The 23,115-nt window shown below is 42.8% G+C and carries 20 protein-coding genes; 5 read left to right on the plus strand and 15 right to left on the minus strand.

Annotated features, from left to right (window positions below; translation table 11 throughout):
- Positions 1-16: 16 nt before the first annotated feature.
- Positions 17-658 carry an XrtA/PEP-CTERM system exopolysaccharide export protein gene (locus ACLD71_RS02265; RefSeq protein ID WP_174235956.1) on the minus strand — a complete coding sequence of 214 codons (642 nt, stop codon included), beginning with the start codon at positions 656-658 and terminating at the stop codon, positions 17-19.
- Positions 659-938: 280 nt separating this feature from the next.
- On the opposite strand from ACLD71_RS02265, the gene ACLD71_RS02270 reads away from it, so the two are divergent.
- Entirely contained in the window at positions 939-2,342 is a 1,404-nt protein-coding gene (locus tag ACLD71_RS02270) for a TIGR03013 family XrtA/PEP-CTERM system glycosyltransferase (RefSeq protein ID WP_411992761.1), read from the plus strand.
- Between the two features lie 3 nt (positions 2,343-2,345).
- Positions 2,346-3,782, plus strand: a complete 1,437-nt coding sequence (gene xrt, locus ACLD71_RS02275; protein WP_411992763.1) for an exosortase — start codon at positions 2,346-2,348, stop codon at positions 3,780-3,782.
- Here xrt and ACLD71_RS02280 read toward each other — a convergent pair.
- The 9 genes from ACLD71_RS02280 to ACLD71_RS02320 all read right to left on the minus strand — a co-directional run bounded on the left by ACLD71_RS02280 (position 3,759) and on the right by ACLD71_RS02320 (position 13,680).
- The gene (locus ACLD71_RS02280; protein WP_411992764.1) at positions 3,759-5,297 is read right to left on the minus strand and encodes a hypothetical protein; all 1,539 of its coding nucleotides are present in this window, start codon (positions 5,295-5,297) and stop codon (positions 3,759-3,761) included. The two genes, xrt and ACLD71_RS02280, sit on opposite strands and share 24 nt — an antisense overlap.
- Before the next feature lie 92 nt (positions 5,298-5,389).
- Complete coding sequence (locus ACLD71_RS02285; protein WP_411992766.1) at positions 5,390-6,397, minus strand: polysaccharide deacetylase family protein; 1,008 nt, start codon at positions 6,395-6,397, stop codon at positions 5,390-5,392.
- Positions 6,387-7,595, minus strand: a complete 1,209-nt coding sequence (locus ACLD71_RS02290) for a hypothetical protein (protein WP_235836229.1) — start codon at positions 7,593-7,595, stop codon at positions 6,387-6,389. Before ACLD71_RS02290 ends, ACLD71_RS02285 begins: the two co-directional genes overlap by 11 nt.
- Positions 7,574-8,746 carry a glycosyltransferase family 2 protein gene (locus ACLD71_RS02295; RefSeq protein ID WP_411992768.1) on the minus strand — a complete coding sequence of 391 codons (1,173 nt, stop codon included), beginning with the start codon at positions 8,744-8,746 and terminating at the stop codon, positions 7,574-7,576. The genes ACLD71_RS02290 and ACLD71_RS02295 overlap by 22 nt, the downstream gene beginning before the upstream one ends.
- Positions 8,747-8,748: 2 nt before the next feature.
- On the minus strand, positions 8,749-9,276 hold the full coding sequence (locus ACLD71_RS02300; RefSeq protein WP_411992770.1) for a serine O-acetyltransferase: 528 nt from the start codon (positions 9,274-9,276) through the stop codon (positions 8,749-8,751).
- Complete coding sequence (locus tag ACLD71_RS02305) at positions 9,273-10,478, minus strand: glycosyltransferase family 4 protein (RefSeq protein WP_411992772.1); 1,206 nt, start codon at positions 10,476-10,478, stop codon at positions 9,273-9,275. The genes ACLD71_RS02300 and ACLD71_RS02305 overlap by 4 nt, the downstream gene beginning before the upstream one ends.
- A gap of 6 nt (positions 10,479-10,484) precedes the next feature.
- Positions 10,485-11,060 (minus strand): polysaccharide deacetylase family protein, encoded by a 576-nt coding sequence (locus ACLD71_RS02310; RefSeq protein ID WP_411992773.1) that lies wholly within the window; start codon positions 11,058-11,060, stop codon positions 10,485-10,487.
- A gap of 156 nt (positions 11,061-11,216) precedes the next feature.
- Complete coding sequence (locus tag ACLD71_RS02315) at positions 11,217-12,344, minus strand: glycosyltransferase (RefSeq protein ID WP_411992775.1); 1,128 nt, start codon at positions 12,342-12,344, stop codon at positions 11,217-11,219.
- On the minus strand, positions 12,334-13,680 hold the full coding sequence (locus ACLD71_RS02320; protein WP_411992776.1) for a phenylacetate--CoA ligase family protein: 1,347 nt from the start codon (positions 13,678-13,680) through the stop codon (positions 12,334-12,336). Before ACLD71_RS02320 ends, ACLD71_RS02315 begins: the two co-directional genes overlap by 11 nt.
- A 294-nt stretch (positions 13,681-13,974) precedes the next feature.
- On the opposite strand from ACLD71_RS02320, the gene ACLD71_RS02325 reads away from it, so the two are divergent.
- The 3 genes from ACLD71_RS02325 (at position 13,975) to ACLD71_RS02335 (ending at position 17,602) form a co-directional block, all read left to right on the plus strand.
- Complete coding sequence (locus ACLD71_RS02325) at positions 13,975-15,177, plus strand: hypothetical protein (protein WP_411992778.1); 1,203 nt, start codon at positions 13,975-13,977, stop codon at positions 15,175-15,177.
- Between the two features lie 88 nt (positions 15,178-15,265).
- Positions 15,266-16,651: an oligosaccharide flippase family protein gene (locus tag ACLD71_RS02330; RefSeq protein ID WP_303554043.1), complete on the plus strand. Its 1,386-nt coding sequence runs from the start codon at positions 15,266-15,268 to the stop codon at positions 16,649-16,651.
- Positions 16,652-16,690: 39 nt separating this feature from the next.
- Positions 16,691-17,602 (plus strand): glycosyltransferase family A protein, encoded by a 912-nt coding sequence (locus ACLD71_RS02335; RefSeq protein ID WP_411992780.1) that lies wholly within the window; start codon positions 16,691-16,693, stop codon positions 17,600-17,602.
- On the opposite strand, the gene ACLD71_RS02340 is transcribed toward ACLD71_RS02335, so the two are convergent.
- The 5 genes from ACLD71_RS02340 to ACLD71_RS02360 all read right to left on the minus strand — a co-directional run bounded on the left by ACLD71_RS02340 (position 17,599) and on the right by ACLD71_RS02360 (position 23,106).
- Positions 17,599-18,492 (minus strand): glycosyltransferase family 2 protein, encoded by an 894-nt coding sequence (locus tag ACLD71_RS02340; protein ID WP_411992782.1) that lies wholly within the window; start codon positions 18,490-18,492, stop codon positions 17,599-17,601. The genes ACLD71_RS02335 and ACLD71_RS02340 overlap by 4 nt on opposite strands.
- A gap of 20 nt (positions 18,493-18,512) precedes the next feature.
- Entirely contained in the window at positions 18,513-19,403 is an 891-nt protein-coding gene (locus tag ACLD71_RS02345; RefSeq protein WP_411992784.1) for a polysaccharide pyruvyl transferase family protein, read from the minus strand.
- 62 nt (positions 19,404-19,465) lie between these two features.
- Positions 19,466-20,794 carry an O-antigen ligase family protein gene (locus ACLD71_RS02350; RefSeq protein ID WP_411992786.1) on the minus strand — a complete coding sequence of 443 codons (1,329 nt, stop codon included), beginning with the start codon at positions 20,792-20,794 and terminating at the stop codon, positions 19,466-19,468.
- A 38-nt stretch (positions 20,795-20,832) separates the two neighbouring features.
- Positions 20,833-21,885, minus strand: a complete 1,053-nt coding sequence (locus tag ACLD71_RS02355; protein ID WP_411992788.1) for a GNAT family N-acetyltransferase — start codon at positions 21,883-21,885, stop codon at positions 20,833-20,835.
- 198 nt (positions 21,886-22,083) lie between these two features.
- Positions 22,084-23,106: an SDR family oxidoreductase gene (locus tag ACLD71_RS02360; protein ID WP_411992790.1), complete on the minus strand. Its 1,023-nt coding sequence runs from the start codon at positions 23,104-23,106 to the stop codon at positions 22,084-22,086.
- Positions 23,107-23,115 lie beyond the last annotated feature (9 nt).

Genomic DNA, 23,115 nt, shown 5'->3' on the forward strand with positions numbered 1-23,115 from the left:
TAAACGACTACTCCGACTAAAACCAAGCTTCTGGGATAATAATAATATCGCCAGGAAGAACATCTACATTGGCTTCAATCTCACCATCTTGTATTAGTTTGCCTACACGCACGTTATAAGAGCGCTGCTCTCCACTTACTACTCGAACCAAACGAGCATTATCACCATCGGCGTACTCGGTTAAACCGCCCACCTGAATCATTACATCAAGCAGTGTCATGTCTTCGCGGTAGTTAATGGCTTGCGGTTCAAAGGCTTCACCAATAACGCGAACTTGCTCGCTAAACGGCCCAATAAAACCTTCTACCGTTACCGTTACAATCGGGTCACGAATAAATTCGGCCAATTCAGATTCGATAAGACGGGCTAGTTCAGTCGGCGTTTTACCCGACACTTCTAGGTCTTCCACTAAAGAGGTTGAAACCATACCGTCTGGGCGAACAATAAAAGTGCCTGAAATTTCAGGGTTTCGCCAAACGAAGATGTTTAGATCATCACCCGGTCCTATCAAGTATTTATAATCGGCGGGATTTTCGGTGAGCGAAGGGTTAACCGACGCACTAGGTAAGGTGGGTAAATTGTTTGAACATGCGCTAAGGAAAAGCCCTAACGCCATTACCGAGAGTAGTTTAACTACCGCTTGATTTAGTTTTTTCATAGCACTATCCATTACGCTGAGTGTCCATCAAATAACATTGATTGAGAAAGTCCTTTTTCCCATGATAGTGTGCGGGGACGCATGTTGTAAATCTCTTGAGCTAAATAGTTTTAATATATCGATATTTATCTTCAGGCCGTTGTAAATGTAAAGCTAAGGTAACAATTCTGCTGTTAACTAAAGGCGCACAAGTAGAACCGATTTTTTGTGGCTCTGTGTTTAAATCTCGGTATACTGGTCAATCTTAAAATTTAAATTTAAATTGTTTCAAGGAAGAAGCGTGGCTGGTTCGAAATTTCACAATCTAGATCCTGGTAGTAGAGCAATTATTCTCGCCGAATTTTTATTGCTCATAGGGGTTTTTGTCATCGGCGTTGAGCTTCTTCGCTTCAGCGGTTTTGAAGGTATTCCTGCTTACGGTGAGGGTATCTTATTGATGCACTGCCTAGCATTTACCTTTCCTATTCAACTCTCCATCCTTTCTGTTGGCTTATACAACCAAAAAATACGCGAAACCTTTCGAGGAGTCATTCGTCGACTGTTAGTGAGCATTGCCTTAGGGTACTTTATCTCTTCAGTTGTATATGTATTAACGCCGCTTGATGTATTACCGGGTAATTTCCGTGAATTACTTTATGCAGCAGTAATGATGGGCCTTACTACAATTCGTTATTTCGCCTTGAAAATGCAATACGAGCATATGGGCAGAAAGCGCATTTTAGTTTTAGGTGCAGGTGAGCGCGCGAGCATTATTGAAAAGAGAATGCGCCGTAAGTCTGACCGAGTTAGCTTTGAGATGGCAGGTTTCATCAATATGCCTGGTGACTCTGAAGACGGCATTAAACGTGAAACTATCCTTGAGCTCGACCAACCGCTTGAATCTTATGTACTCGCCAATGGCATTGAAGAGATAGTGATTGCTGCAGATGAGCGACGCGCTAACTTGCCAGTGGACAGCTTATTTCTATGTAAACTTCGCGGCGTAGAGATTACCGATATCATTGACTTTATCGAGCGTGAATCAGGGCAAATTGCGGTAAACCTTATTTACCCATCTTGGGTTATTTATAGTAACGGTTTCCACTCTACCAACTACTTACGTAGTTCTTTAGACTGGGTATGTAATACCTTCTTAGGCTTAATCGTATTGTCTCTAACTTGGCCGCTGATGCTAATTACCGTCATTATGATCAAGCTAGAAGAAGGCATTAAAGCCCCGGTCCTGTATTCGCAAGAGCGAATTGGCCTAAACGGTCAGCCATTTAATATTTTTAAGTTCCGTAGTATGCGTACCGACGCTGAAAAAGACGGCGCTAAATGGGCTCAGAAGGAAGACCCTCGCGTGACCAAAGTGGGCAACTTCATTCGCAAATACCGCATTGATGAATTACCACAAATTTATAATGTATTGATCGGAGATATGGGCTTTGTAGGTCCTCGTCCGGAACGCCCAGCGTTTGTAAAAGAATTAGTGTTATCGATTCCTTATTACAATCAACGTCACAATGTAAAACCTGGCTTAACCGGTTGGGCGCAGCTTAAGTATCCATATGGAAGCACTGAAGCCGATGCCTTAGAAAAGTTAAAGTTTGACCTGTATTACATTAAGCACCGCAGCTTCTTACTGGATTTATTGATTCTAGTAAGAACCGCAGAGATCATCTTGTTTGGTAAAGGGCGCTAATTTTTGGAGCCAGATAATGTAGAGCAAGAGCACGCTAATAGCGGTAATCTTCAAGCTATAATGGTCTTAGTTGTTACCGCATCAGTTGCTTTGCTATTTTGGCCAGTGCTATTGGATGTTTGGCGCTACAGTTTTGATGACGGCACCTACTCACATGCCTTTCTCATTCCTTTAGTAGCACTTTATGTGCTTTATGATTGTCGACAAGAACTACAGTTTCGCCAAGCTCCTAGTCTTTGGCTAATCCCTCTGATTCTGTGCCTAGCTTTAGAGCTGCTGCTGTATTTGAGCCAAATTAGTCTACCAGTGCGCGCCCTACTCCCTTTCGTATTACTGTTTAGCTTATTGAGCGTGTTTAAACATCACAAAAGTTTATATGTGTACGCTCTAGTCATGTTATTTGCTACACCAATTTGGGGGATTCTATCCCCTCCACTGCAGACACTGTCTACCAATGTTGTAGAAATGGTGATGGCCTATACCCACGTACCGAGCTTTTTTGAAGGCAATGTGGTGTCTATTCCTTCAGGTCGTTTCGAGATAGCGAATGGCTGTAGTGGCTTGCGCTACTTTATTACTTCGTTGTTTTTATGTTTGTTGTATATCTATTTTAATATTCGAGGCGCACGTAAAGCTGCTACCTTTTTTGTTGTGTGTATGGTCGGCGCGTTATTGGTTAACTGGGTACGTATCATCATTATTATTCTAGTTGGTCACGAAACCCAAATGCAAAGTGACTTAATTCACGACCATAATAATCTAGGTTGGTATTTATACATTCCTTACTTGCTGTTTGCTTTTTATGTCGGTGGTAAACTCGCTCAAGATCCTTTACCACGAGCGAAACCTGTTGAAGTAAGCCAGCCTTCACCAAAGGTATTTGCGTACTTCATTCTTGCTCTATTGGTTTTCTCTCCAAGCCTATTGGATTGGCCAGTGGTTGATGCAAATCAGCTAAACAGCCAGCAGACACCATCAGAAGTCCTCTACCATCGCTCTCTCCAAGTAAGCCAATATCAATCGGTAGAGCACCAAACGCTTTCTGTAGACGATATAGAGCTTCAGCAATGGGTATATTTATTTAGTGGCCTTGGCTTAGACAACAAAGCATCATTTTATTTAAATGAAGTGGTGCCAGAAAGTATGCGAGTGAATAAGACTGAGAATACTCCTCGCGCAAATTTTGTATACTTTCGCTCAAGAGCTAATCAACCAGCCTTGTTAGCCTATAGTTATGCAGGCGCTAACGGCTTAGTGGCCAATAGAGGCGCACTTAGATCTCAGCGCTTTTCCGAGGTACTAGCAGGCAAGCGTAAGAGTGCTATTGTAGCCGCTTCAGTCTTATGTGCTGACGCTAGCTGTAATCGCGAAAGAGCAGCGCTAGAACAGCAATTAGGTTTGTTTGAAAACACCGAGTTATTGTTTCAAGATCCAAGTTAACGAACCGTTACTGGCAAACCACCAATTAAACTTTCTTAGTGGTTTTAAGGCCCAAGCCGGTTGGCCAGCAGCGGTTTTACCTTTTTTATTCATCGTTCCATCGCACGTTTTTAGCAGTTCCTGCCCAAGTAAGTCTAATAAAAACTCGTCTTCGTCACGTTCACGCTTCAAATATACAGCCTTATAAACCATGCCCACTACGTCACAAGCATGTTGCCGCTCGGTCCAAGAATTACGGTCTTGAAAAATAGATTTTTTAAAGAACACTAAATAATCTGGGATATAAAGAGTCTTACCTTTGTATTCCACAGTATATAGCCCTTGTTGAAGCAGCATTTCTGCAAAATCTACAATCAATTGAGCCGCTTGCTGATCGTTAGTTAACCAAAAATAACGCCACAACTGTTCTACTACCAAAGCACTCATCCATGGGGAACACACCATCTCTTGACTGTTTTTATTAGAGTGTGCCTTCAAGCTATGTTTTAAACAGCCGCCCTGTCCGGAAGCGGGCACCCATAGATTTTGTTTAATTCCACCCAGTAGTTGCTCAACCCGGTTCAACGATTGCGCAGTGCTATCGAGCTCCCATTGATTTAGTGCTAAACCGAAAGCTACCGACAAGTGCCGCTCGGTCCAAAACCCGAGTTTGGTGCTGTAAGCTGCTGGCCACTTAAGCCCTTTCGGTGTCATGTTCTCAATCGCTAGCTTGGTAGACAGCTTGGGGTAAAACAAATAATCAATTAGCAGCCCGGCACTTAGCATGTACTTAAGATCTGCCGAGCCCTTCAAGGAAAAGTCTCCATTAGAATCTAACTGACTGATAAAAAACTGTGCTTTTTGATGAGCCGTTTTTTTCCATCGAGAGTCGGCGGTTTTAAAATACAGTTGATAGAAAGTATATGGCCTATCATATAGCCATGGCGCTGCGCTGTTACTGGGTAGCGTCGTTTTCTTCGCTGGGTCTTTAGGTTTACTAAGCTCGGCGATAAGGGCCTCATCACCGCTATAAGCAGCATAACGCCAATACGCGTTATCAAACCAACCCCAATCGATATTATTTGCGTTGTAGATAAGTGGTGAGTAAAGCGCTGAGTTTAACCATTTTTCAGTAAAATTAGCCTCAACCAATAGGGCTTCTTCTAGTTTTACCCCATCATTTGGTTTTGTGAGATTTTTTGCCCAGCGAATTTCAAGCTCACCAGTATCCAAACCTTCGACTTTAAATAGTACACCTCTATAAAACTTAGCGCCTCCTGCTTGCGGCCAACTAAGATGTGCCGAAGCGCTAAAATCGAGTATTTTCCCAGATTGGCTGAGTTCAAAGCCCTGCTGATTTGAAATAATGAAGTTGGGAATCGGTAATACAAAGTAGTGGTAAGGTTTGCTACTTGGTATCGATGAAATGCTTGCTTGAACTAAACCCTCTTCTGCTGCCGAGACTTTTAGCGTTAACAATAAAAACAGCATCAAGGCTGGAAAGTAGCTTGTCGATTTATTAAGGGATTTGCACATTTCTACCATTCCTGATTATGACTAAACGAGGCCAAGAAAAACGGTCGCTCATCAAGTAAAGTGCAAATCAAGAAAGTCGGCAAGTTAGTCCGCTAACGCGCTAACTTGTCATGCAACGCCATCACTTGAACTTTAAGCGAGTCTACGGATTTATTGTCATCAACTGAAATACGCTTTAGTGAGTACGCACTTTGCTCTGTCAGCTTAGTGTTAATCCCGTTCATAAAAGAAAATGCGAGACGATAGCCGCATTGCTTAGCCATCTCTTGGGTCTGCTCAGTAAAGCTATCTGTTCTGCCAACGGGATACGCTAACATACTCACTGAGTTGCTCAACTGGTCTTGAATAAACATACGCGACTCATGCAACTCTATACGTTGTTGCTGCGGCGTTAAGTGAGCCAAAATGGGATGACTTTGAGTATGCGATCCTATCGTCATCCCAGCATCAGCCATCTCCTTAAGCTGTTGCCAATTAGCAAACAAACTGTTGGAGCCGGGCAAAACGGGCGCTTTGCATAGCACTCTAAGTTGAGCTAACTTTTCATCCATCGAAAACTGCTGATCAGCTTTAAACGCATACAGCACTTTACGAATATTTTGAGTTTCATTTTTACCCGTTAAATCAACCGCATCAGGCCAATGTTCTAGTTTTAACTGACTAAGCTGGCAATGCTTAACCAACCAAGCAACTTCATCCCACCAGGCAAAGCTTCCGCCATCGGTATATTCAGTCACCACAAAAAACACAGCGCTTAAATCATGCTTTTTAAGCAAAGGGAAAGCATGCTGGTAACTATCGATATAGCCATCATCAAAGGTAATCAATGCATAAGGCTTGGTAATCGGTTTATTCGAATCTAATAGGCTGAGTAACTCAGATTCATTTACTACCGTGAACTCTTGTTTGTAGAAACGTAAATGCTGCTCAAACTGTTCTGACGTGCAGCTAAAAACATTGGGATCAAACTCGCTAAAACGAGCATCGCCAATTCGGTGATAATTAAATACATACACCCCTGGTGAACGCTGCTGCCAGCGCTTATCAGAAACGGTACGAGCACCAAATAAGAACTGCCTTATTTTGGCTCTACTCAGCATCGGCATGCTCTTCTAAGGTTTTATAGTGTGGCGCTTTAACCACATAATCCCTATAAAGGTGCGGATTACCTGTTTCACCAGCTTCTGCCGCTTTGGCCATGTTGTACATTTCTCTCGCCGACACATAATGCAATACGTAGTTGCTACCGTCATTATACTTGCTCTCTAGGTAGCTACACATATCATCGAAAGGTTTACCTAATAAGGTTGGCATGTCTGCTTCTTGAGTACCATGAGTATGGATCTTGATGAAACGCCATTCAGGACGGCCCTCAACATGGATATTGGCATTGACCCATAAATCTACGCGGTCTTTGGTCGGCATCATGCTGGTACGGATATCGGAATTCTCAATTTGTGGGAAGATCCCCTTTTTGCGGGCTTTCCAGTTCAAATCTAAGGGGCCATTAATCAACATCAAATCACCCCAAGTTTCACCACCTACTTTCACCATTTTGCCGGTATTGTGAGATTTAGGCGCATGTGGGTCATCTTTAGCGTAATAAATAGCATTAACCGTTGCTGGTTGCGTAACACTCGGTGCGGATGGGAAAGTGTAGTCGACAAAACAACCGGTTTCTCTTAGTACAATTAGCTCATCATTTACCCCACAAAGCTTTCCGTCGGGGTGAGAGTTATCCAAGGTCCAATTTCCGTGAATAAAGGCATACTGCAACTTTCCAGTGGTTTCACAACGGACAAAAGCCCCATGTTTCTCGTGTAATAATTCAGTGAAACCTTCTAGGGTTTTACGCAGATTATCACTGGTATCATCGTCATGATGTAAGTGAATTTCAATCTCACCAAAGCCTCGTGCACATAAATCGGCTACTTTGGCTAAATGTTCAAATCGGTATTCTTCTTCTGGGTAGAAAAAGGAATGCTTAGGGAAGCAGCCGTCTGCATCTTGGTGTTTGCCCGCAACTTCTGGGTACTCGTTAAACCACCGGTCAACCCTAGCTCGTTCTTGTTCCAGGCTGATATTCTTACCCCACTGCGGCTCGTAGTGGTCAACAAAACAGAACAAAACATGCGTTGGCCCTTCAAAATGAGCTTTCGGCCTAAACTTTTGCTTTAAATAGTGGGACAACCACAAATGCATGTGTTTTTTGCGAATAATAAGGGTTACCAACGCAGCCCCAAGCAGCGCCAGCAATAAGAAAATAGAAAAGATGATCACCGTGAAGTCCTTTGCCATGTGCCTTGCACATTTTTAAACAAGAATGAGTAAAAGCCTTTTAATAAAGCCATGTTCATTGATACAAAAAAAGTTAAAAAAGCGATACTACCGGGTAGGCTTTTTCCCTGCTTACTCCGGCTATTTCCCCACGCAGCGACTAAGTAGCCGGCGATTTGAATGGCCAATAGGCCGGCGTACCATGCTTCTTTGACTAAAAGTACATTAGAGACAAGCGCCACTAGCATTAAATGCGGAGTAAACCAGCGCAACACCTTATGGCTAAGGTAAGAAAAGAAACGTGCACCTTGTAAAGGGTTTAGCGCCCACAAACAACGTGTGAAAGCTTGATAGTTACCAGTACCAATTCGAATACGACGCTTTTCTTCGTCATGAAGTGAAGGAGCCACTTCTTCGTAAGCCACTGCGTTTGGCTCATATAAGACCTTTTTGCCTACTTTAGATACGTTCATAACAATCATAAAGTCATCAACAATCGTGTTGGCTGGCAGGGCTTGATAGAGCGGTTTAGCAATCGCATAAATAGCGCCATTCGCTCCAAGTAACGCACCAAGACGGGACTCATGAAACTTAAGCATTTGCTCATAACGCCAGTATATACCGTCTTTGTTATCTTTTGATTCAGAGTCGACTAAATGCAACTCACCACATACCGCTCCAATATCGTCGCTATCGAAATGACGGACCAAATTCTCAATCGCATCGGCTTCAAAATGTGTGTTTGCATCAGACATCACCAAAATCGAATCTTCGGCCAGTTCAACGAGATCATTAAGCACATTTATTTTGCCGCGGTTTTGCTCAAAAATATGGGCCTTAAAGTGGCTAGCGTCTACTGCCGTTAAAATATCGGCGCTAGAATCAGTACTACCATCAGAACCAATATGAATGGTTAGTTTATCTTTGGGGTAATTAAGCTGCAGTAGGTTATCGATGCGCTGTTGCAGGCATTGCTCTTCGTTGTAGGCGGCAATAATAATTGATACTGAAGGCCAGTTTTCGGGCTCATCAGAACGACGTTCATAACGACGCCACAAATAGCGAGTATCCCGAATAGCTTGTTTAATACCACTCACAACCAGCAATACTAAGGGGTAAATTACATAACTATAAGCGATGAGAGCAACCGCAATCCAAAAAATTAGCTCCATGACTATTGCTCCGCTTGTTCGGTTGTTCGCTGATACCGACGCGCAGGAATCCCTAGCATGGTCGCGCCCTCTTCTGCCGATTTAGTGAGTACTGCATTGGCACCAATTTTCACCTTATCAGCAACGCGTAAATCACCAATTATTTTAGCGCCAGCGCCGACAAAAATGTTCGATCCTAAGCGCGGAGATTTGCCTTTTTCATCACCAATGACCACCCCACTTTCTAAGGTGATGTTCACTTCACCTTGCACTTTGGAATTAATCACAATGCCTACCGGATGCATAATCACAAAACCCGGGCCAAACTCAGCTCCACTGCCAATAACGCAGCCATTGATAAACTTATTCAAGCATTGAAAAAAGTACGCTACTAAACCTAAACGATGAGAGGCAAACCAGCGCATACAGCGGTAAAGGATATTGGCACTTGAACCGTCAGCCATCACTATTCGCAACATGCTCACATCAGCACCGTCTTCCTTAAAGATTTCTTGTTTTCGGCGGAAATCAGCTTTCAATCGTTCCATCATTTCACCAATGTTAATAGTTGTTCAGCATTGTGGCGCCATTGCCTTTCGCGCTCTATATAGGCGCGCGCTTGTTCGCCCACTAACTGTTGTTGATCTGGCTGCGCAGATAAGGCTAATACTTTCTCAACACAAGCTTCACGGTCATTGGCTTTAAATAACCAACTGGTTTCGCCGTCTGCTACTACTTCATCAATAGGGGTAAAGTCTGGTGCTACCATACCTTTACCCATAGCCATAAATTCAAACAACTTCATGGGCGAGCCATAATCATTTGAGTCGGGTAAAATACCAAAATCCATCGCCGACAAATACGTGGGTACTTGGTCATGAGCGACTCGCCCTGGCATAATAATTTGCGATTCAGCCCCAGCACTGGCAATGCGTTGCTTGATACTGTCGTAACAGGCTCCGTCACCCACCAGCAACAGCACTATATTGGGATAATCTTTAAGGCGCTCTGCTATTAGGTCAACAAACCAATCAATGCCGTGCCAATGCACAAATGCCCCCACATACCCCACAACTACCTTGTCTTCTACCTTAAGCTTTTCGCGTAGTTGTTGGGCAGCGGGTTTATCTATTACAAACTGGTCTAAGTCAGCGGCATTCGGCGAAATAACCGAGGGAGCGATATCAGGGTAGGCATCTTGCGCGACTTGCTGGAAACGGCTAGAAATAAATACTAATCCAGTCGCATTACTAAAGATCCAACGTTCTACCGAGCGGGCAAAGCGTTGAAAAAACAGCTCTCGCACACGATGTACCAAACAAGAGTCATTAATCTCCAACACGATCGGAATATTGTGCCTTTTAGCCCACCACACACTAACAAACATAAACAACGAGTAACGCTCGTAAATAAGCTCGATATTTTGCTGCTTAACCGTTTTACGTAAACGCCACCATGCAAGCAGATTAAAAGCCAACTCAAATAATTCGAACACAAACTCGGGGGTATACTTGGTTAACTCTGTTAAACGAGAAAACAACCCTTTCTTTACAGGAAGCTTCGCCGCGCTGCTGGACTGCGCCGAAGCTTCTTTTGGCCCAGGAGTGGTAGGTAGCTCTTCTTCTGGGTCAGCACCGGGTAACGACAGAATACTCACTTTATGGCCTAACTCTCTCAGCCCTTTTACCACCCCACGAATATGTACGCCTTCGGCACCTCTGCCACGTGTACGATGGTGGAATAAAATATTCATTTTAACTTAGCTCTCCAGTGCTTTAAGTTCAAAACCTTGTGCTTGCCATTGCGGAATAAGCACCGCTAATGCGTCTATACACAAGTTATTGTCATCATGAAATAAAATTATATCGCCAGCAGTAACAGGCTGGTCGTTAAAACGTTTTATCAATTGCTCGGTAGGTTCTTTTTTATAATCAAGAGAATCACGGCTCCAATGCACAGCGGTAATACCATGGCGAATCAAATAACCGAGTAAAGAAGAATCCCAACGGCCTTGCGGCGAACGAAATAAGCGACAATCAGTATTAGTTAGCTGCTTAATCGCGCTGTTAGTTTTTTCAATTTGCTGATTACGTTCAGTAACAGAGATATGGTCAAAACGTGGATGATTGTAGGAGTGATTCGCGAGGGCGTGACCCTCTTGAACTATTTGACTAGTTAATGCTGTAAACTTTTCAGCTCTAGCACCCAACACAAAGAACGTCGCTTTTGCTTGATGTTTAGCCAGTAAATCAAGTAACAAGGCCGTGAATTCAGGATATGGGCCGTCGTCGAAGGTGAGATATAAAGCCGGCTGTTGCGCGCTTTTTTTTATCAAAAACCATCGGTCTGGTAAAACTTTATCTCGTATAAGATATTTGATCTTACTTAACATCAACTACAAATCCGTTTGAGCCAATCACATCACGTTAAAACAAGCTGTTCAGTGTAACAAAATACCAGCTTAGCCCCAGCAATTCATTAACTTATCTTTTTAAGCTTCGCCATTTTTCAACATGCTTAAAAACAGCTGCTGATTAACCTGCCAAGAAAAACGACTTGCATGCTGTTTTATGGCTTGTTTGTCCCAGTCACTAGTGAGTATTTTGGTTAATCCTGCCGCTACCGCTGCAGCATCTTTAGGAGGAATCAACACCCCGCATTGAGATGCATCCATCACCTCAGGGATCCCACCTACAGTCGTTGCTAAAACTGGGGTACCGCAAGCCATTGCTTCTAATACTACGTTAGGCACTCCCTCAGCATAACTAGGCAGCGCTAACAATTGGGCATGGCTAATCCAGGCAGGTAACAGAGCATGTTGCACGGAACCCAAAAAGTGAACACGTTCTGCTAAACCATCGGCCTTGGCCTGTTGCTCAATAGTGGCTTTCATTGCACCCGTGCCTGCATAGACTAATTGTAACTCAGGATGTTGCTCAGCCACTTCAGTAAAACCCTGATAAAGCTCGGTCACCCCTTTATCTACTTTTAAGTTACCCACATAAAGTAAGTAATTTTGAGCAAAAGGTCTTTTGGTATCCACCCCAAATTTTTGATGGTCAACACCGTTGTAAATCACCGATACCTTTTCTTGGTTAATACCCAAGCTTGCCATTTCTTTGGCTAGCGCTTGAGAGACAGACAATATACCTAAGGCATTTTGACTAGCATGTTTAATCTGTTTGGCTCGAGCAGGGTCTTTGGCCAGTTGGTTTATATCACTACCATGAACCTTAAAGAAAAAACGCGCGCCAAACAGCTTAGCCAACCAACTGCTTGCCACCGCCTCAGGAAATGCCCAGCTAGCCATAATAATCTTAGCTTGCTTGCGCTTTAACCAAAAACCACTGTGACTTAACAGCGACAAAAACATCATAACGCTATAAAAACGGCGGCCTATTTTAGGTGTATAAAAGTACGGTAGGTAACGTACTGCGTCACTTTGAGTAATCTGCTTGCGGTGTTTAAACCATTCGGGAAACGCTACCGGCACCAAAATGCTTAATGCGTATTCGGATTTAAGCAGTTCAAACTGTTGATGATTAAACTTAGCTCGATTGGGTTCCCATGGCAGTGGGTACAAGTTGGTAATGATCACCATTGCAGGATTAGACTTCACAGATAGTAACCCTATGTTTGCCGCTGGCAGTAAGCGGAATATCGTCCACTAGTTCGAAGTGTAAAGTCAGCTCACCGTGACTGTATTTATTGATCTCTTCTGTAATCATTGCTTTGTCGCTATCACCAAATTGTTCGTTAGCCACAATCTTCATGGTCACTTGATCAATCTGCTGCTGAATGATTTGGAAGCGCGAAATACCCGCAAACTCTTTAAACAAATGCGGAAACAATTCCCCGGGAATACTTCCACCCGATGGGGTTTTAATAATATCGAGTTTGCGGCCATCAATACTTGCCATAATAGGTAAAGGGTTGCCACAACTACATGCGTCCTCCACCAGCGTAGCTCTGTCACCGTTGACATAGCGAATCAAAGGCATCCCATAATTGTATAAATCGGTCACCAGTAAATCACCGCTACTACCGGTAATCGCCTGCCCTTCGCTATCAATGGTCTCCACTACCAAGTGGTCCACATTAATATGCAAGTTACGCTGCTCTTGGCAATCGGCCGCCATTAGCATGAACTCGCGACAACCAAAGGTGTTATAAACCGGCGTATTAAATGCCCGTTCTATTTCTTCGCGCTGAAAATCATGCAATGGTTCTGCGCCGGTTAAAATAGTACTCGGCTTCCACACTTTAATGTTGTTGTCGTTAATGTAACGCGCCAACTCAAACAAGGGGTTTACATAAGACACCATCGCTGTAGGTTTGTAGGCGTTAATGTCATCTACATATTGCTGCTTGTTATTGTTATTCATAGCAAATGAATTAAGCATTTTACGGTTATAAAAGCCGTGGTATAGCGCATTTTTAATTAACTTAAAGCGTGAGGGTTGACCTAAATCAGCCCCCCAAAGATAGAGCGTTTTTTGTCCCAAACCTGCGCCTAACCAACCATAACCACGCCACATCACCGCTTCTCGGCGTGTATTGCTATTCAGGTCTAATTCAAAATGAAACGGTTGACCAGTAGAGCCCCCGGTAGATTTGCGAATGTTGTTAGGATGCAGATCAGATACAAATTCAGCATAATGCTGTTTAATATCATTTTTAGTCACTATAGGCAGCTGCTGAAAATCGCTTAGGCTGGCAATATCCCTGAGATCGTTAATGCCCGCTTCAGCCCACACTTTTGGGTAGTATTGAGTATGCTGATAAGCATGAGCCAACAGCTTTTGTAACTCTTGCCATTGATGCGCTAACAACTGTTCTTTAGACCATGTTAGCCGTTGTTCATAGCCGTTTAGGTGATTGAGTAGTTGTTTACCTTTAATTGCCTCATAGCTAGGCATTAAAATTTTACGTAAAAAAGATGGGTAAATGGCCATCAGTGACTTCCATATCCGTATGTTGAACAATCGCTAAGGTTTAGCACGCGAAAACAAAAAAGGCGCGTATTGTGTCAATAATCAATCGCTTGCTGTTTGGCCACTAGCCTAACATTTAAGCGAAGTACAAGCACCCTATATACAGTGCAGTACTGATGTTCTAACTCTGCACATAGGCGACATTTTGGCGCTAAAGCGCAAAAATTTAAACGCTTCGCTTACTACTAATTTAAACATAGATACGTTAGCCTAAGTCTCAAATAAGGGATTCTCTCGTGTTAAGGAAAACGCTGTATGGACATTAGTCCAGTTTCAATTGCCTCAAAAGAGGGTGCAATTGTTTATCAGGTTAATTTTGACCTACGCGGTCAGGCTCAGCAACTATGGTTCGAAGTTAGTCATTTTGGCAATCTTAGCCTCTCAACTAACGCCGATACAGCCTTAGTCTCATTATTGCTACCTGCAATGTTAGCTAACGAGAATATTCATATTGCAGGCTCTATTTCAGAACAGTTGCTGTTTAATCTGAACGGCGCTTATCAAACTCTAGTGATCCAACAAATTCCCCAATTAAATAGAATTAAAATTAGCGCCGAGAAAACCTCTAGCCAATCAAGCCGCGCCAAGGGCGTGATTACTGGGTTTTCTGCAGGCGTGGATTCATTTTGCACTCTTACTGACTACTTTGCCGAATCAACACCCGCCGCTCGTAAAGTGACACACTTGTTGTATAACAATGTAGGTTCTCACGGAAAAGGTAAGGAGCGTTTGTTTAGAGAGCGTTACGCGCAACTAAAGCAATCGGCTGATAATTGGCAACTGCCATTTATCATGGTGAATTCAAACATGAATGATTTTTATGGGAAGGCATTGGACTTTCAGCTTACCCACACCATTCGTAACGCAGCTATTCCAATGTTGTTACAGGAACACATCGGTCATTTTCTCTATTCATCCGCTTATAGTTATAAGGATCTGTTCGTCGGCCCAAGTTACGACATGGCCTACAGTGATGTGTTTAGTCTACCCCTTTTATCTACAGAGTCTTTGCAAAGCCACTCTGTAGGTAGCGAATACACCAGAGTTGAAAAAACTGCAGTGGTGGCTAAAAATCCAGAGTCATACAAAGTGTTAGATGTTTGTGTGAAGGGAGACCAAGCTGAAAACTGCTCCTACTGTGATAAATGCTTACGCACTATGCTGACGTTGGATATGACCAATCAGCTTTCTCTATATAAAGATTGTTTTGACCTAGCGGTATATCAACAGCATAAAGATGCTTTTATCGGTGGCATGCTGGTAAGTGATGACCCATTGTTAAAAGAAATTGTGGTTTGGGCAAAACAGATGAACTACCCGTTCTCTTTTAAACACTATGTATATGTAGCTGTATTCACATTAAAGCACTTAAGCAAGTTAAGCATTAGAAACGCTAAGAAACCAGTGAAATATCTGCTGGCTAAGCTAGGTTTATACCAGCCTAAGCAGTATCACTAAACCCTGCCAAGCGAGCAATATAAGTAACACGATGACCGACAATTCCAAGCTAAAAAGCCAAGTTTTATCATCCCTAAAGTGGGTTGCTATGGGAAAAATAGTTACCCAGCTATTGCGATGGGCAATGACCTTTTGGGTGATTCGATTACTTAGCCCTGATGACTACGGCCTAGTGGCAATGTCAGATGTGTTATTTGGCTTTTTAAACTTGCTACTTGCATCTTTATTTACCTCTTCGATAATCCAAGAGAAACACTTAAGCAAACAAAGTCTAAAACAACTATTTGGCGCAATAATCCTTAGCCATGTGGGCTTTTTTGTACTGCAGTATTCTTTAGCCGATGTCGCAGGTAGCTATTATCAATCGGAAGTAGTCAGTAAAATTCTCAAAGTGAATGCTTGGTGTTTCATTATTTTAGCCTTAGAGGTAATTCCCGCAGCCTTACTAGCAAAAAACATGGAATTTAAGAAGGTGTCGATTATTGCGGCCATATCCAACATTGCGGCAGCTATTTCCACCTTGGTAATGGCATTTATGGGCTATGGTTTCTGGGCTTTAGTGATAGGAGAGGTAATATTTATTAGCCTGCGAGCGTTATTAACTTTTGCGGCCAAGCCTATCAACTTTCTCCCTAGCTTCAGAATTAGTGATATTACCGCGATGTTGAAATTCGGCGGTATGCTATCAATACAGTCAGTACTATTTTACGTATTTATGCACATGGATGTTGCCATTGCAGGCAGAATTATGAGCCCAACCGAGGTAGGCCTTTATGCAATCGGTTTACAGGTCGCCTTAATGCCGCAAAAGAAGATTATGCCCTTGTTACGCCAGGTAGCCTTCCCTGCCTTTTCTAAAATTCAGGATCAACCTGAGCTAATTTCAAAGTACGTATTAAAAGCACAGCGCTTATGTATAAGTTTAACCTTACCCATATTTTGGGGCTTGGCTTCAGTCACTGATTTAGTCATTCCATTGCTACTTGGTGAAAAATGGCTTGGTGCGATAGTCCCCACTACCATCATGCTGATGATCATGCCACTGCGCTTTAGTGAAGAACTGTTTAATCCTGCGTTAAAGAGCCTAAAACTGGTGAACCACATGCTAATAAATCTTAGTATTATGGCGACGATAATGTTTATTAGCATTATTGTAGCCGCTAACTATGGCGCGATAGGGCTTGCCCTTGCTTGGTTATGTGGATTTCCATTTGCTTACTTAAGTGTGGCCTGGAGAAATAGCAGAGCGCTAGGTACCCAGCTTAGTCATTTTGTTAAATTACTCGTTGCCCCTATGCTCTCTGGCGCCGGAATGCTAGCAGCCGTTTACGCATTAAAGCAACTCCCAATGTTTACACCAATTTTCCAACTTGCGATCCAAATTACCGTTGGTGGATTATGTTATATTGGGCTAATTTGGCTACTAGATAAGATGTCTTTAAAAGAAGTCATCAACTTGCTTAGGAAGAGCTAAACCCAACACCGATTAAAGTAAAACTAAAAGGACTACATTTTGCTTTCTATTGTTGCCTGCCTAAGGCACCCTGCAACTGCCAATGATTTTGGCCGAGTCAATCAACTCCTACAAAAGACTATCGATTCACTCAAGAATCAATCTAATCAAAATTTTCAACTGATTATTGTATGTAATGAAGGAACCAAACTCTCAATTAATACGGGAGACATTGATACTCAACTTATCTTCGTAGATTTCCCACCCACCGAGAAAGTAGAAGTCGTTGATGATGAAACTCAGCTGCAACAATGGAATAACGTTCGCAAAGACAAAGGGACTAAATACCTAACAGGATTAAATACGGCTTTAAGTAATGACGCTGAGTTCATTGCATTTATTGACGCCGACGATTACCTACACAAAGATTTAGTTACCTATATTTACGACAACAAAGACAAAAATGATGGTTTCATTATTAACAAAGGCTTTGGCTATAAGCTAGACAGTAACATCGTTTATGAAATACACCCTTTCCATCACTCTTGCGGAACCTGCAACGTCTATAGAGCTAATCTATTTAAACCTTACTTAAATAATGCTTCTTTTGCTAACCAAAATTCTTTGTTGAGCAGTGTCGACGACTTTATAACTTACGACATCTTAGGTAGCCACAAACACGCTAATGAGTTATTCGAAAAAGTGGGGGCTACCTATAATTACATTCCTTTTGAAGCCGCAATGTACATTGTAGATAACGGTGAGAACGACAGTGGTATTAGCCAAGTCACCTATAAAGCACAGCCATTGACCAAAGCGATTATTGACAACTTTTCCTTACAAACACAGTTGAGCAATCCACTTGCAATCAAACTAGAGTTACTCAAACACTATTGCCGAACCTCTATCAAAAAGAACAACCAATCTAAATTGATTCGAGCAGCAGTACGCCTAAAGCAAAAGCTAAATTAACCGCGCTTTGATTTGATAAGGGCCTTCACCATTGCCTTGGCAATAAGCCACAGAGTAAAAACTCGAAAGCGTTGTTTTAAAGATGAAAACAATACCTTCATTGCAGAAAAGGCTTGCTGATTCCACAGTAAGTCTTTTCCCCAGTCCAGATAGATTTTTGCCTTTACCTGTTTCGCTAAATCCCGCCACAGCTCTTGCCGATTCGTTTGACGCACAAGAAACGAGTCGACGACAGTGAGGTTATCTTGATAAGAAGAGAGCAAACTTCCCAAGCTCCCTTCTATATCGGCTTTCCACACTAAGCTTTTTTGCACTTGGCCAATAATGCCATGCTCTGCAACTCGCAAATATAAGTCGATGTCTTCCGCCGTCTCTAAACGCTCATCAAACAAACCCACTTGGCTTAATGTTTCTCGCTTAACCATAAACGACGACGTCACTAAATACGGATGTAAAAAAACTTGCTCGAGAGTTTTGGCCACTAGCGCAGCATTTTGCTTATCTTTAGTTAGACCTTGTTCTTCATCTGCTTTATATGAGGTTTCGCTGTAACACGCGACCCAATCGTTGTTTTCTCGCATCGCTTTCACTTGCAGTTCCAACTTTTGGCTTCGCCATAAATCGTCAGAATCGAGGAAAGCAACAAACTCACCCGTGGCAGCTTGTATACCGGTATTTCTAGCCTTAGAAGCCCCACCATTGGCTTGTGAGATGATGGTAATCGTCTCCCCATAAGCTTGTAAGACCTCAACAGTATTATCTTTAGAACCATCATCTACCACGATAATTTGATAATCGCTAAAGCTTTGGCCAAGGATCGAGTCGATGGCTTTACCGATAAATGCGGCGGAGTTATAAGCGGGAATAATTATGCTAACAGCTGCTGTCATGAGTTATGCCTTGTCAATTATTACTGAGACTGCAGCGCTTCTAAGCACTGATTAAGGCGAGTAATGAGTTGGTTTTGAACAAGCTCACCACTTAGCTCGCCCTGAGCATTATTGGCAATTGCCGTTAATCCCTTGCATACCTCAGAACGCGTTTTATCGCTAGAGTTGCGCGGTTTAGGTTTATACCAGTTTTTACCCAAACCAAACCCTTGCAATTGCCGCTTAAGTTCATCTTTAATAGCGCTAACAGGACTATTAGCAGGGCTATAAAAATAATTGGGAACAGACTCCGGCTGATACTGCATTTCTACGGTAGATAGCCAATCCTGCCATTTCACTTGGTTTACATGGTCACCTAATATCACCGCTTTCCAGGGTAAACGTAGTGCATCAGCAACAATCGCCCCGTGCATTGCTTCAGTAAGCATTAGCTTACACTGCGCCATTTCGGCGAATACTTTATCTACTGACCACTCAGGTGAAATAAACCTAAACCCACAGGCTTCGGCAATGCTTTCCCAATTGGCGCTGCGACAGCTAAGGTAATGCGGCATAAAGCCAATATCACCATTTTCTTTATGAGTAGGTTCCATTACATTTCGAAGTAATAAGGCTGAATCTGTTACCACTGTACTTGGATCTAAGTTCAGCGTTTTGGCGCTGTAAGGCCCTCTTACCGCGTGCACTTTCCAATTATCTGTCACTTCAGGTAATTGACCATACCCCACGCCAGACCCCACTATGTGCAAAGTTTTATCGTTAGGTAAACGATGGTTAAGCAAAGTGCCTATTCCAACCAATAATTCTGATTCATCGTCATTAAAAAAATCAGGCAATAACTGTGGCCATAACCAAGGATTTAAGTCATCCCCAAAATTGCCCACTTCATCCTTGTAGTAAAATAATTGCATTTTTAACCTAGTTAATCCTTTGCTTTAAACCTTGCTGTGCAAGGCTACGTTCTAGTCTAATTCTATAAACCCACTTTTAGGGTCAAATAAACAGCCACAATTACCGCCCAACTATATCCCATGCATCGCCATACCATTTTGGATGAGAACATCTCGGTTAAATCCGGCCGTAGTTTCATTAAACGTAGGTGACTGGCTGTTTGCATTCCCATAAAAATAAACATTAATAGCGTAAATTGACGACTCAAGAAGAACGCCGTAACCATAAAGCCAATCATTGAATAAAACAGCGTTTTATTTAAACTCGCCTCTTCTTTATATTCCTTGGATGTCTCTTCACTTACGTCTAAGTCATCGGGATCTTCATCATTTGGGTAGCAATTAAAACGTTTTAAAATAACGTAACCCACCAGCATGTTTAATACTAAGGCGCCCCCCCAGAGACTATAACCTGGTACGCCTAACTCGCCGGCCACATGCACGTAAGAGTTATGGGCTACCTTACCGTGTTCATCCATAAAGTTACCCATACCTACCCCAAAAACAGGGTTATGAATGAGCATTTGAATTCCATCGTACCATGCATCTAAACGGCCAGCCGCAGAAGACTCCGAAGAAGACAAACCACCAAACGAAGCTAACAGTGTTGCAGCAATCGGTGCGCTTAAACACACAAACAACACCAAACGAGCGCCCGCGTTACTAATAAGGAAATACAAGCTAACAACCGCAACGGTACCCAGTAAGGTACCTCTAGAACCGGTCATAAATACGCCGTACCCCAAGGCCACAAATATCGCTAGCATCAGAATTTTGACGACACCACCACCGCGCCCGTAAAAATACGCGACAAATGGCATATTCATCACCAGAAACATACCTAAGTCATTAGGATCACTAAAAAAGCCAAGGTAACTGATACGCATTTCTTCTCGGCCAACGGTAATACTGTCGCCTATCCCGATACCATATTTACCGTTAAATGACGCTTGTTGAATGTGGCCGTTATACACCATGACAAGTGCCGCGGTAATGCATATCAACATCAAGATCCGTTGCCGACCGGGAGTTGCCACTAAAGCACTGTAGAGAAAAAACGGAATGATAGAGCTAACAAATAGTCGCTGTGCCTGAAAGATCCCGCCAGTGCCCCAACCATTTAAAAAAGCTGACACCATGATAAACGGCACTAAGCCCAATAATAAATAGTGCTGAGGATATAGTTTTAAAGGTCGGAACGTGAGCAAAGTAAAGCCGAATGACAAAATCGCAAACACTTTAATAAAGATGTAGTTAGCGGTAGATAATGAAAACTCATGGGGTCTAATTAAGACCGATACCGTATATAAACACAAAAAGAAAAACGCCAAAGGCGCAATTTTTTCTTTCACCGGAAATTGCTTTCTTCCTAGCGGAGCGCTTCTTGCCCCTAAAGGATTTTGTTGACGAACTTGAATAGTCTTATCCTCCAAGGAGAGTTAATAAAATAAAGATTAGCCATACTAGTTTCTTCAGATGAAAATTTGGCTTTATAGCTCTCGCTTTGTGCACCCATCATAAAATCATAGCGCGTAACCGGATTGTTAATAATGCTCCAAACATGCAAAGCAAAGCCAGGCGAATAACGAGAGTAATTTTGCTCATCCCAACCAGATTGATAAAAGTACAAATTATTTTGATCGAGTAAGTAGTAATTTAAAGCTATTGCTTGGCCTGCAATGAAGACCCCGCTCATTGCTACATTTTCCGGGCAACCCTTAGCAAACTGTTCATGGAAAGCTATAAAACGAGAGTCTGAGAATGCACCTGCTTTACCTTTCTGTTTCCATCTAGCTTGGTGAAAAGCAATTAATGCTGGCCACTGCAGGTTAACCTCATCGCTGTTAAGCCATGTAAACTCGGCTTTCTGCTGCTTTAAGGCCTTATCCGCTCGTCGCCATTGCGAACGCCCGTTGCGGCTAAGTTGATTGATTGACCACCCCCCAGAGCCCAGCGAATAACCTTTAGCGCTATTCACAACCAGCTTTGGCTGACTCGCCAAAAGCTCATACAACACACTACTTTGTTTCAAGGCTCGGCAATAAAACACATCCACCTTAAGCTGCGTGAACCATTCTAATATTGTCGGCTTAGCTATGCTCTTATATACAGGGTTAACCAAAACATCTGGATACTCAGAGGCCAGTTCCGCACGCTCTTCTTCCCCTTGAGCCATTACTGATAGCCGTTGCAATTTTAGCCCGCGCCCTTCAACTTGAGAGTAAAATGGGGCCAGAGCAATTAAGGTCTCACCATCAAATCCGGCTAAACAGCTCAAACAACATCCTGAATGCCAGAACTGCTCAGCCCATTGTTTCACCCAACTGCATTGGCTAAACAAACTCGCGCTGCACGTTAATGCTAATTGGTTCCATTGTTGCTCTAAAGAAAACAACTCATCCAAGGTTTCCACGGTTTGCCAACGTAGCTTAGCTGCGCTCATTATTGGCTAACTCGCAGAGCAATTTCTGAACTTTTAATAACGCATAACGCGTTAAATAATAAAGACAAAAACCAGCGATTTTTTTGCCGCTGGTTTATTGCTTGGGTCGCTCTTTCATTCCTTGAAAGGGTCATAGTACTGCTTCAACTCTTTACGCTTTCATAGGCTGCAAGCCAACAGCACCAATCTAATCAAATTTTAGAGAGTAGACTGATTAATGTACCAAGGCATCGCAAGTGCTAAACCTTGTCCAATAGTAAAAGCAGGATCATAGCCAAGCAGTTGATTAGCTTTACTAATATCTGCCCTCGAATGCCTAACATCTCCGGCTCTAAAATCACGATACTCAGGTTTCGCTTCACGCTGTACACCGTGCTGAGCGAGGTTCTCTTTCAGCAAGTCGTATAACTGGGTCAAACTAGTTTGATCATTTAAAGCTACATTAAAGACTTCACTGCTAGATAAACCTGCCGTTGCAGCCAAAATATTCATTTGCACAACGTTGTCGATGAAACAAAAATCTCGGCTGGTTTCGCCATCACCATTGATAAACACTTGTTCTTGATCGATCAAGGCCGCAGTCCACTTAGGAATAACTGCGGCATAAGCGCCGTTAGGATCTTGGCGAGGGCCAAACACATTAAAATAACGCAAACCAATAGATGGAAAAGCATAAGTACGCTCAAACACAGAGCTGTATAGCTCATTCACGTACTTGGTCACCGCGTAAGGTGATAAAGGATTACCGATTTTATCTTCCACTTTAGGCAAATCAGGGTGGTCGCCATAAGTTGAGCTAGACGCCGCATAAACAAAGGCTGACACCTGTTGCTCTTTGGCGGCCACCAACATGTTTAAGTAACCAGAGATATTCACTTCATTCGTGGTAATGGGATCGTTGATTGAACGAGGTACCGACCCTAATGCAGCTTGATGCAACACATAATCGGCACTACTAACAAATTGCTTGCAGGTCTCAGGGCTTCGAATATCGCCTTCAATAAATTGAAACTGTTGCCATTGCTGCTCGCTAACTAAACCTTTCACTTCATCAAGGTTATGTTGGTGTCCCGTAGCAAAATTATCTAAGCCAATAACTTTTTGGTTTAGCTTGAGCAAGGCCTCTAGCAAGTTAGAGCCTATAAAACCCGCTACACCAGAAATGGCCCATACTTTAGGTTGCGCCTTTAATTGCTCACAAACTTGTTGAAAACGTGTCACTGTTTAGCT

Source organism: Agarivorans sp. DSG3-1 (assembly GCF_046774965.1).
Classification (GTDB): Bacteria; Pseudomonadota; Gammaproteobacteria; order Enterobacterales; family Celerinatantimonadaceae; genus Agarivorans.

Bases quoted from the DNA above. Each gene is read 5' to 3' on its own strand.
- ACLD71_RS02305 (WP_411992772.1), bottom strand. From the start codon at position 10,478: ATGAATATTTTATTCCACCATCGTACACGTGGCAGAGGTGCCGAAGGC.
- ACLD71_RS02290 (WP_235836229.1), bottom strand. From the start codon at position 7,595: ATGGCAAAGGACTTCACGGTGATCATCTTTTCTATTTTCTTATTGCTG.
- ACLD71_RS02330 (WP_303554043.1), top strand. From the start codon at position 15,266: ATGGGAAAAATAGTTACCCAGCTATTGCGATGGGCAATGACCTTTTGG.
- ACLD71_RS02285 (WP_411992766.1), bottom strand. From the start codon at position 6,397: ATGCTGAGTAGAGCCAAAATAAGGCAGTTCTTATTTGGTGCTCGTACC.
- ACLD71_RS02295 (WP_411992768.1), bottom strand. From the start codon at position 8,746: ATGGAGCTAATTTTTTGGATTGCGGTTGCTCTCATCGCTTATAGTTAT.
- ACLD71_RS02300 (WP_411992770.1), bottom strand. From the start codon at position 9,276: ATGATGGAACGATTGAAAGCTGATTTCCGCCGAAAACAAGAAATCTTT.
- ACLD71_RS02325 (WP_411992778.1), top strand. From the start codon at position 13,975: ATGGACATTAGTCCAGTTTCAATTGCCTCAAAAGAGGGTGCAATTGTT.
- ACLD71_RS02355 (WP_411992788.1), bottom strand. From the start codon at position 21,885: ATGAGCGCAGCTAAGCTACGTTGGCAAACCGTGGAAACCTTGGATGAG.
- ACLD71_RS02340 (WP_411992782.1), bottom strand. From the start codon at position 18,492: ATGACAGCAGCTGTTAGCATAATTATTCCCGCTTATAACTCCGCCGCA.
- ACLD71_RS02280 (WP_411992764.1), bottom strand. From the start codon at position 5,297: ATGTGCAAATCCCTTAATAAATCGACAAGCTACTTTCCAGCCTTGATG.
- ACLD71_RS02345 (WP_411992784.1), bottom strand. From the start codon at position 19,403: ATGCAATTATTTTACTACAAGGATGAAGTGGGCAATTTTGGGGATGAC.
- ACLD71_RS02265 (WP_174235956.1), bottom strand. From the start codon at position 658: ATGAAAAAACTAAATCAAGCGGTAGTTAAACTACTCTCGGTAATGGCG.
- ACLD71_RS02320 (WP_411992776.1), bottom strand. From the start codon at position 13,680: ATGGCCATTTACCCATCTTTTTTACGTAAAATTTTAATGCCTAGCTAT.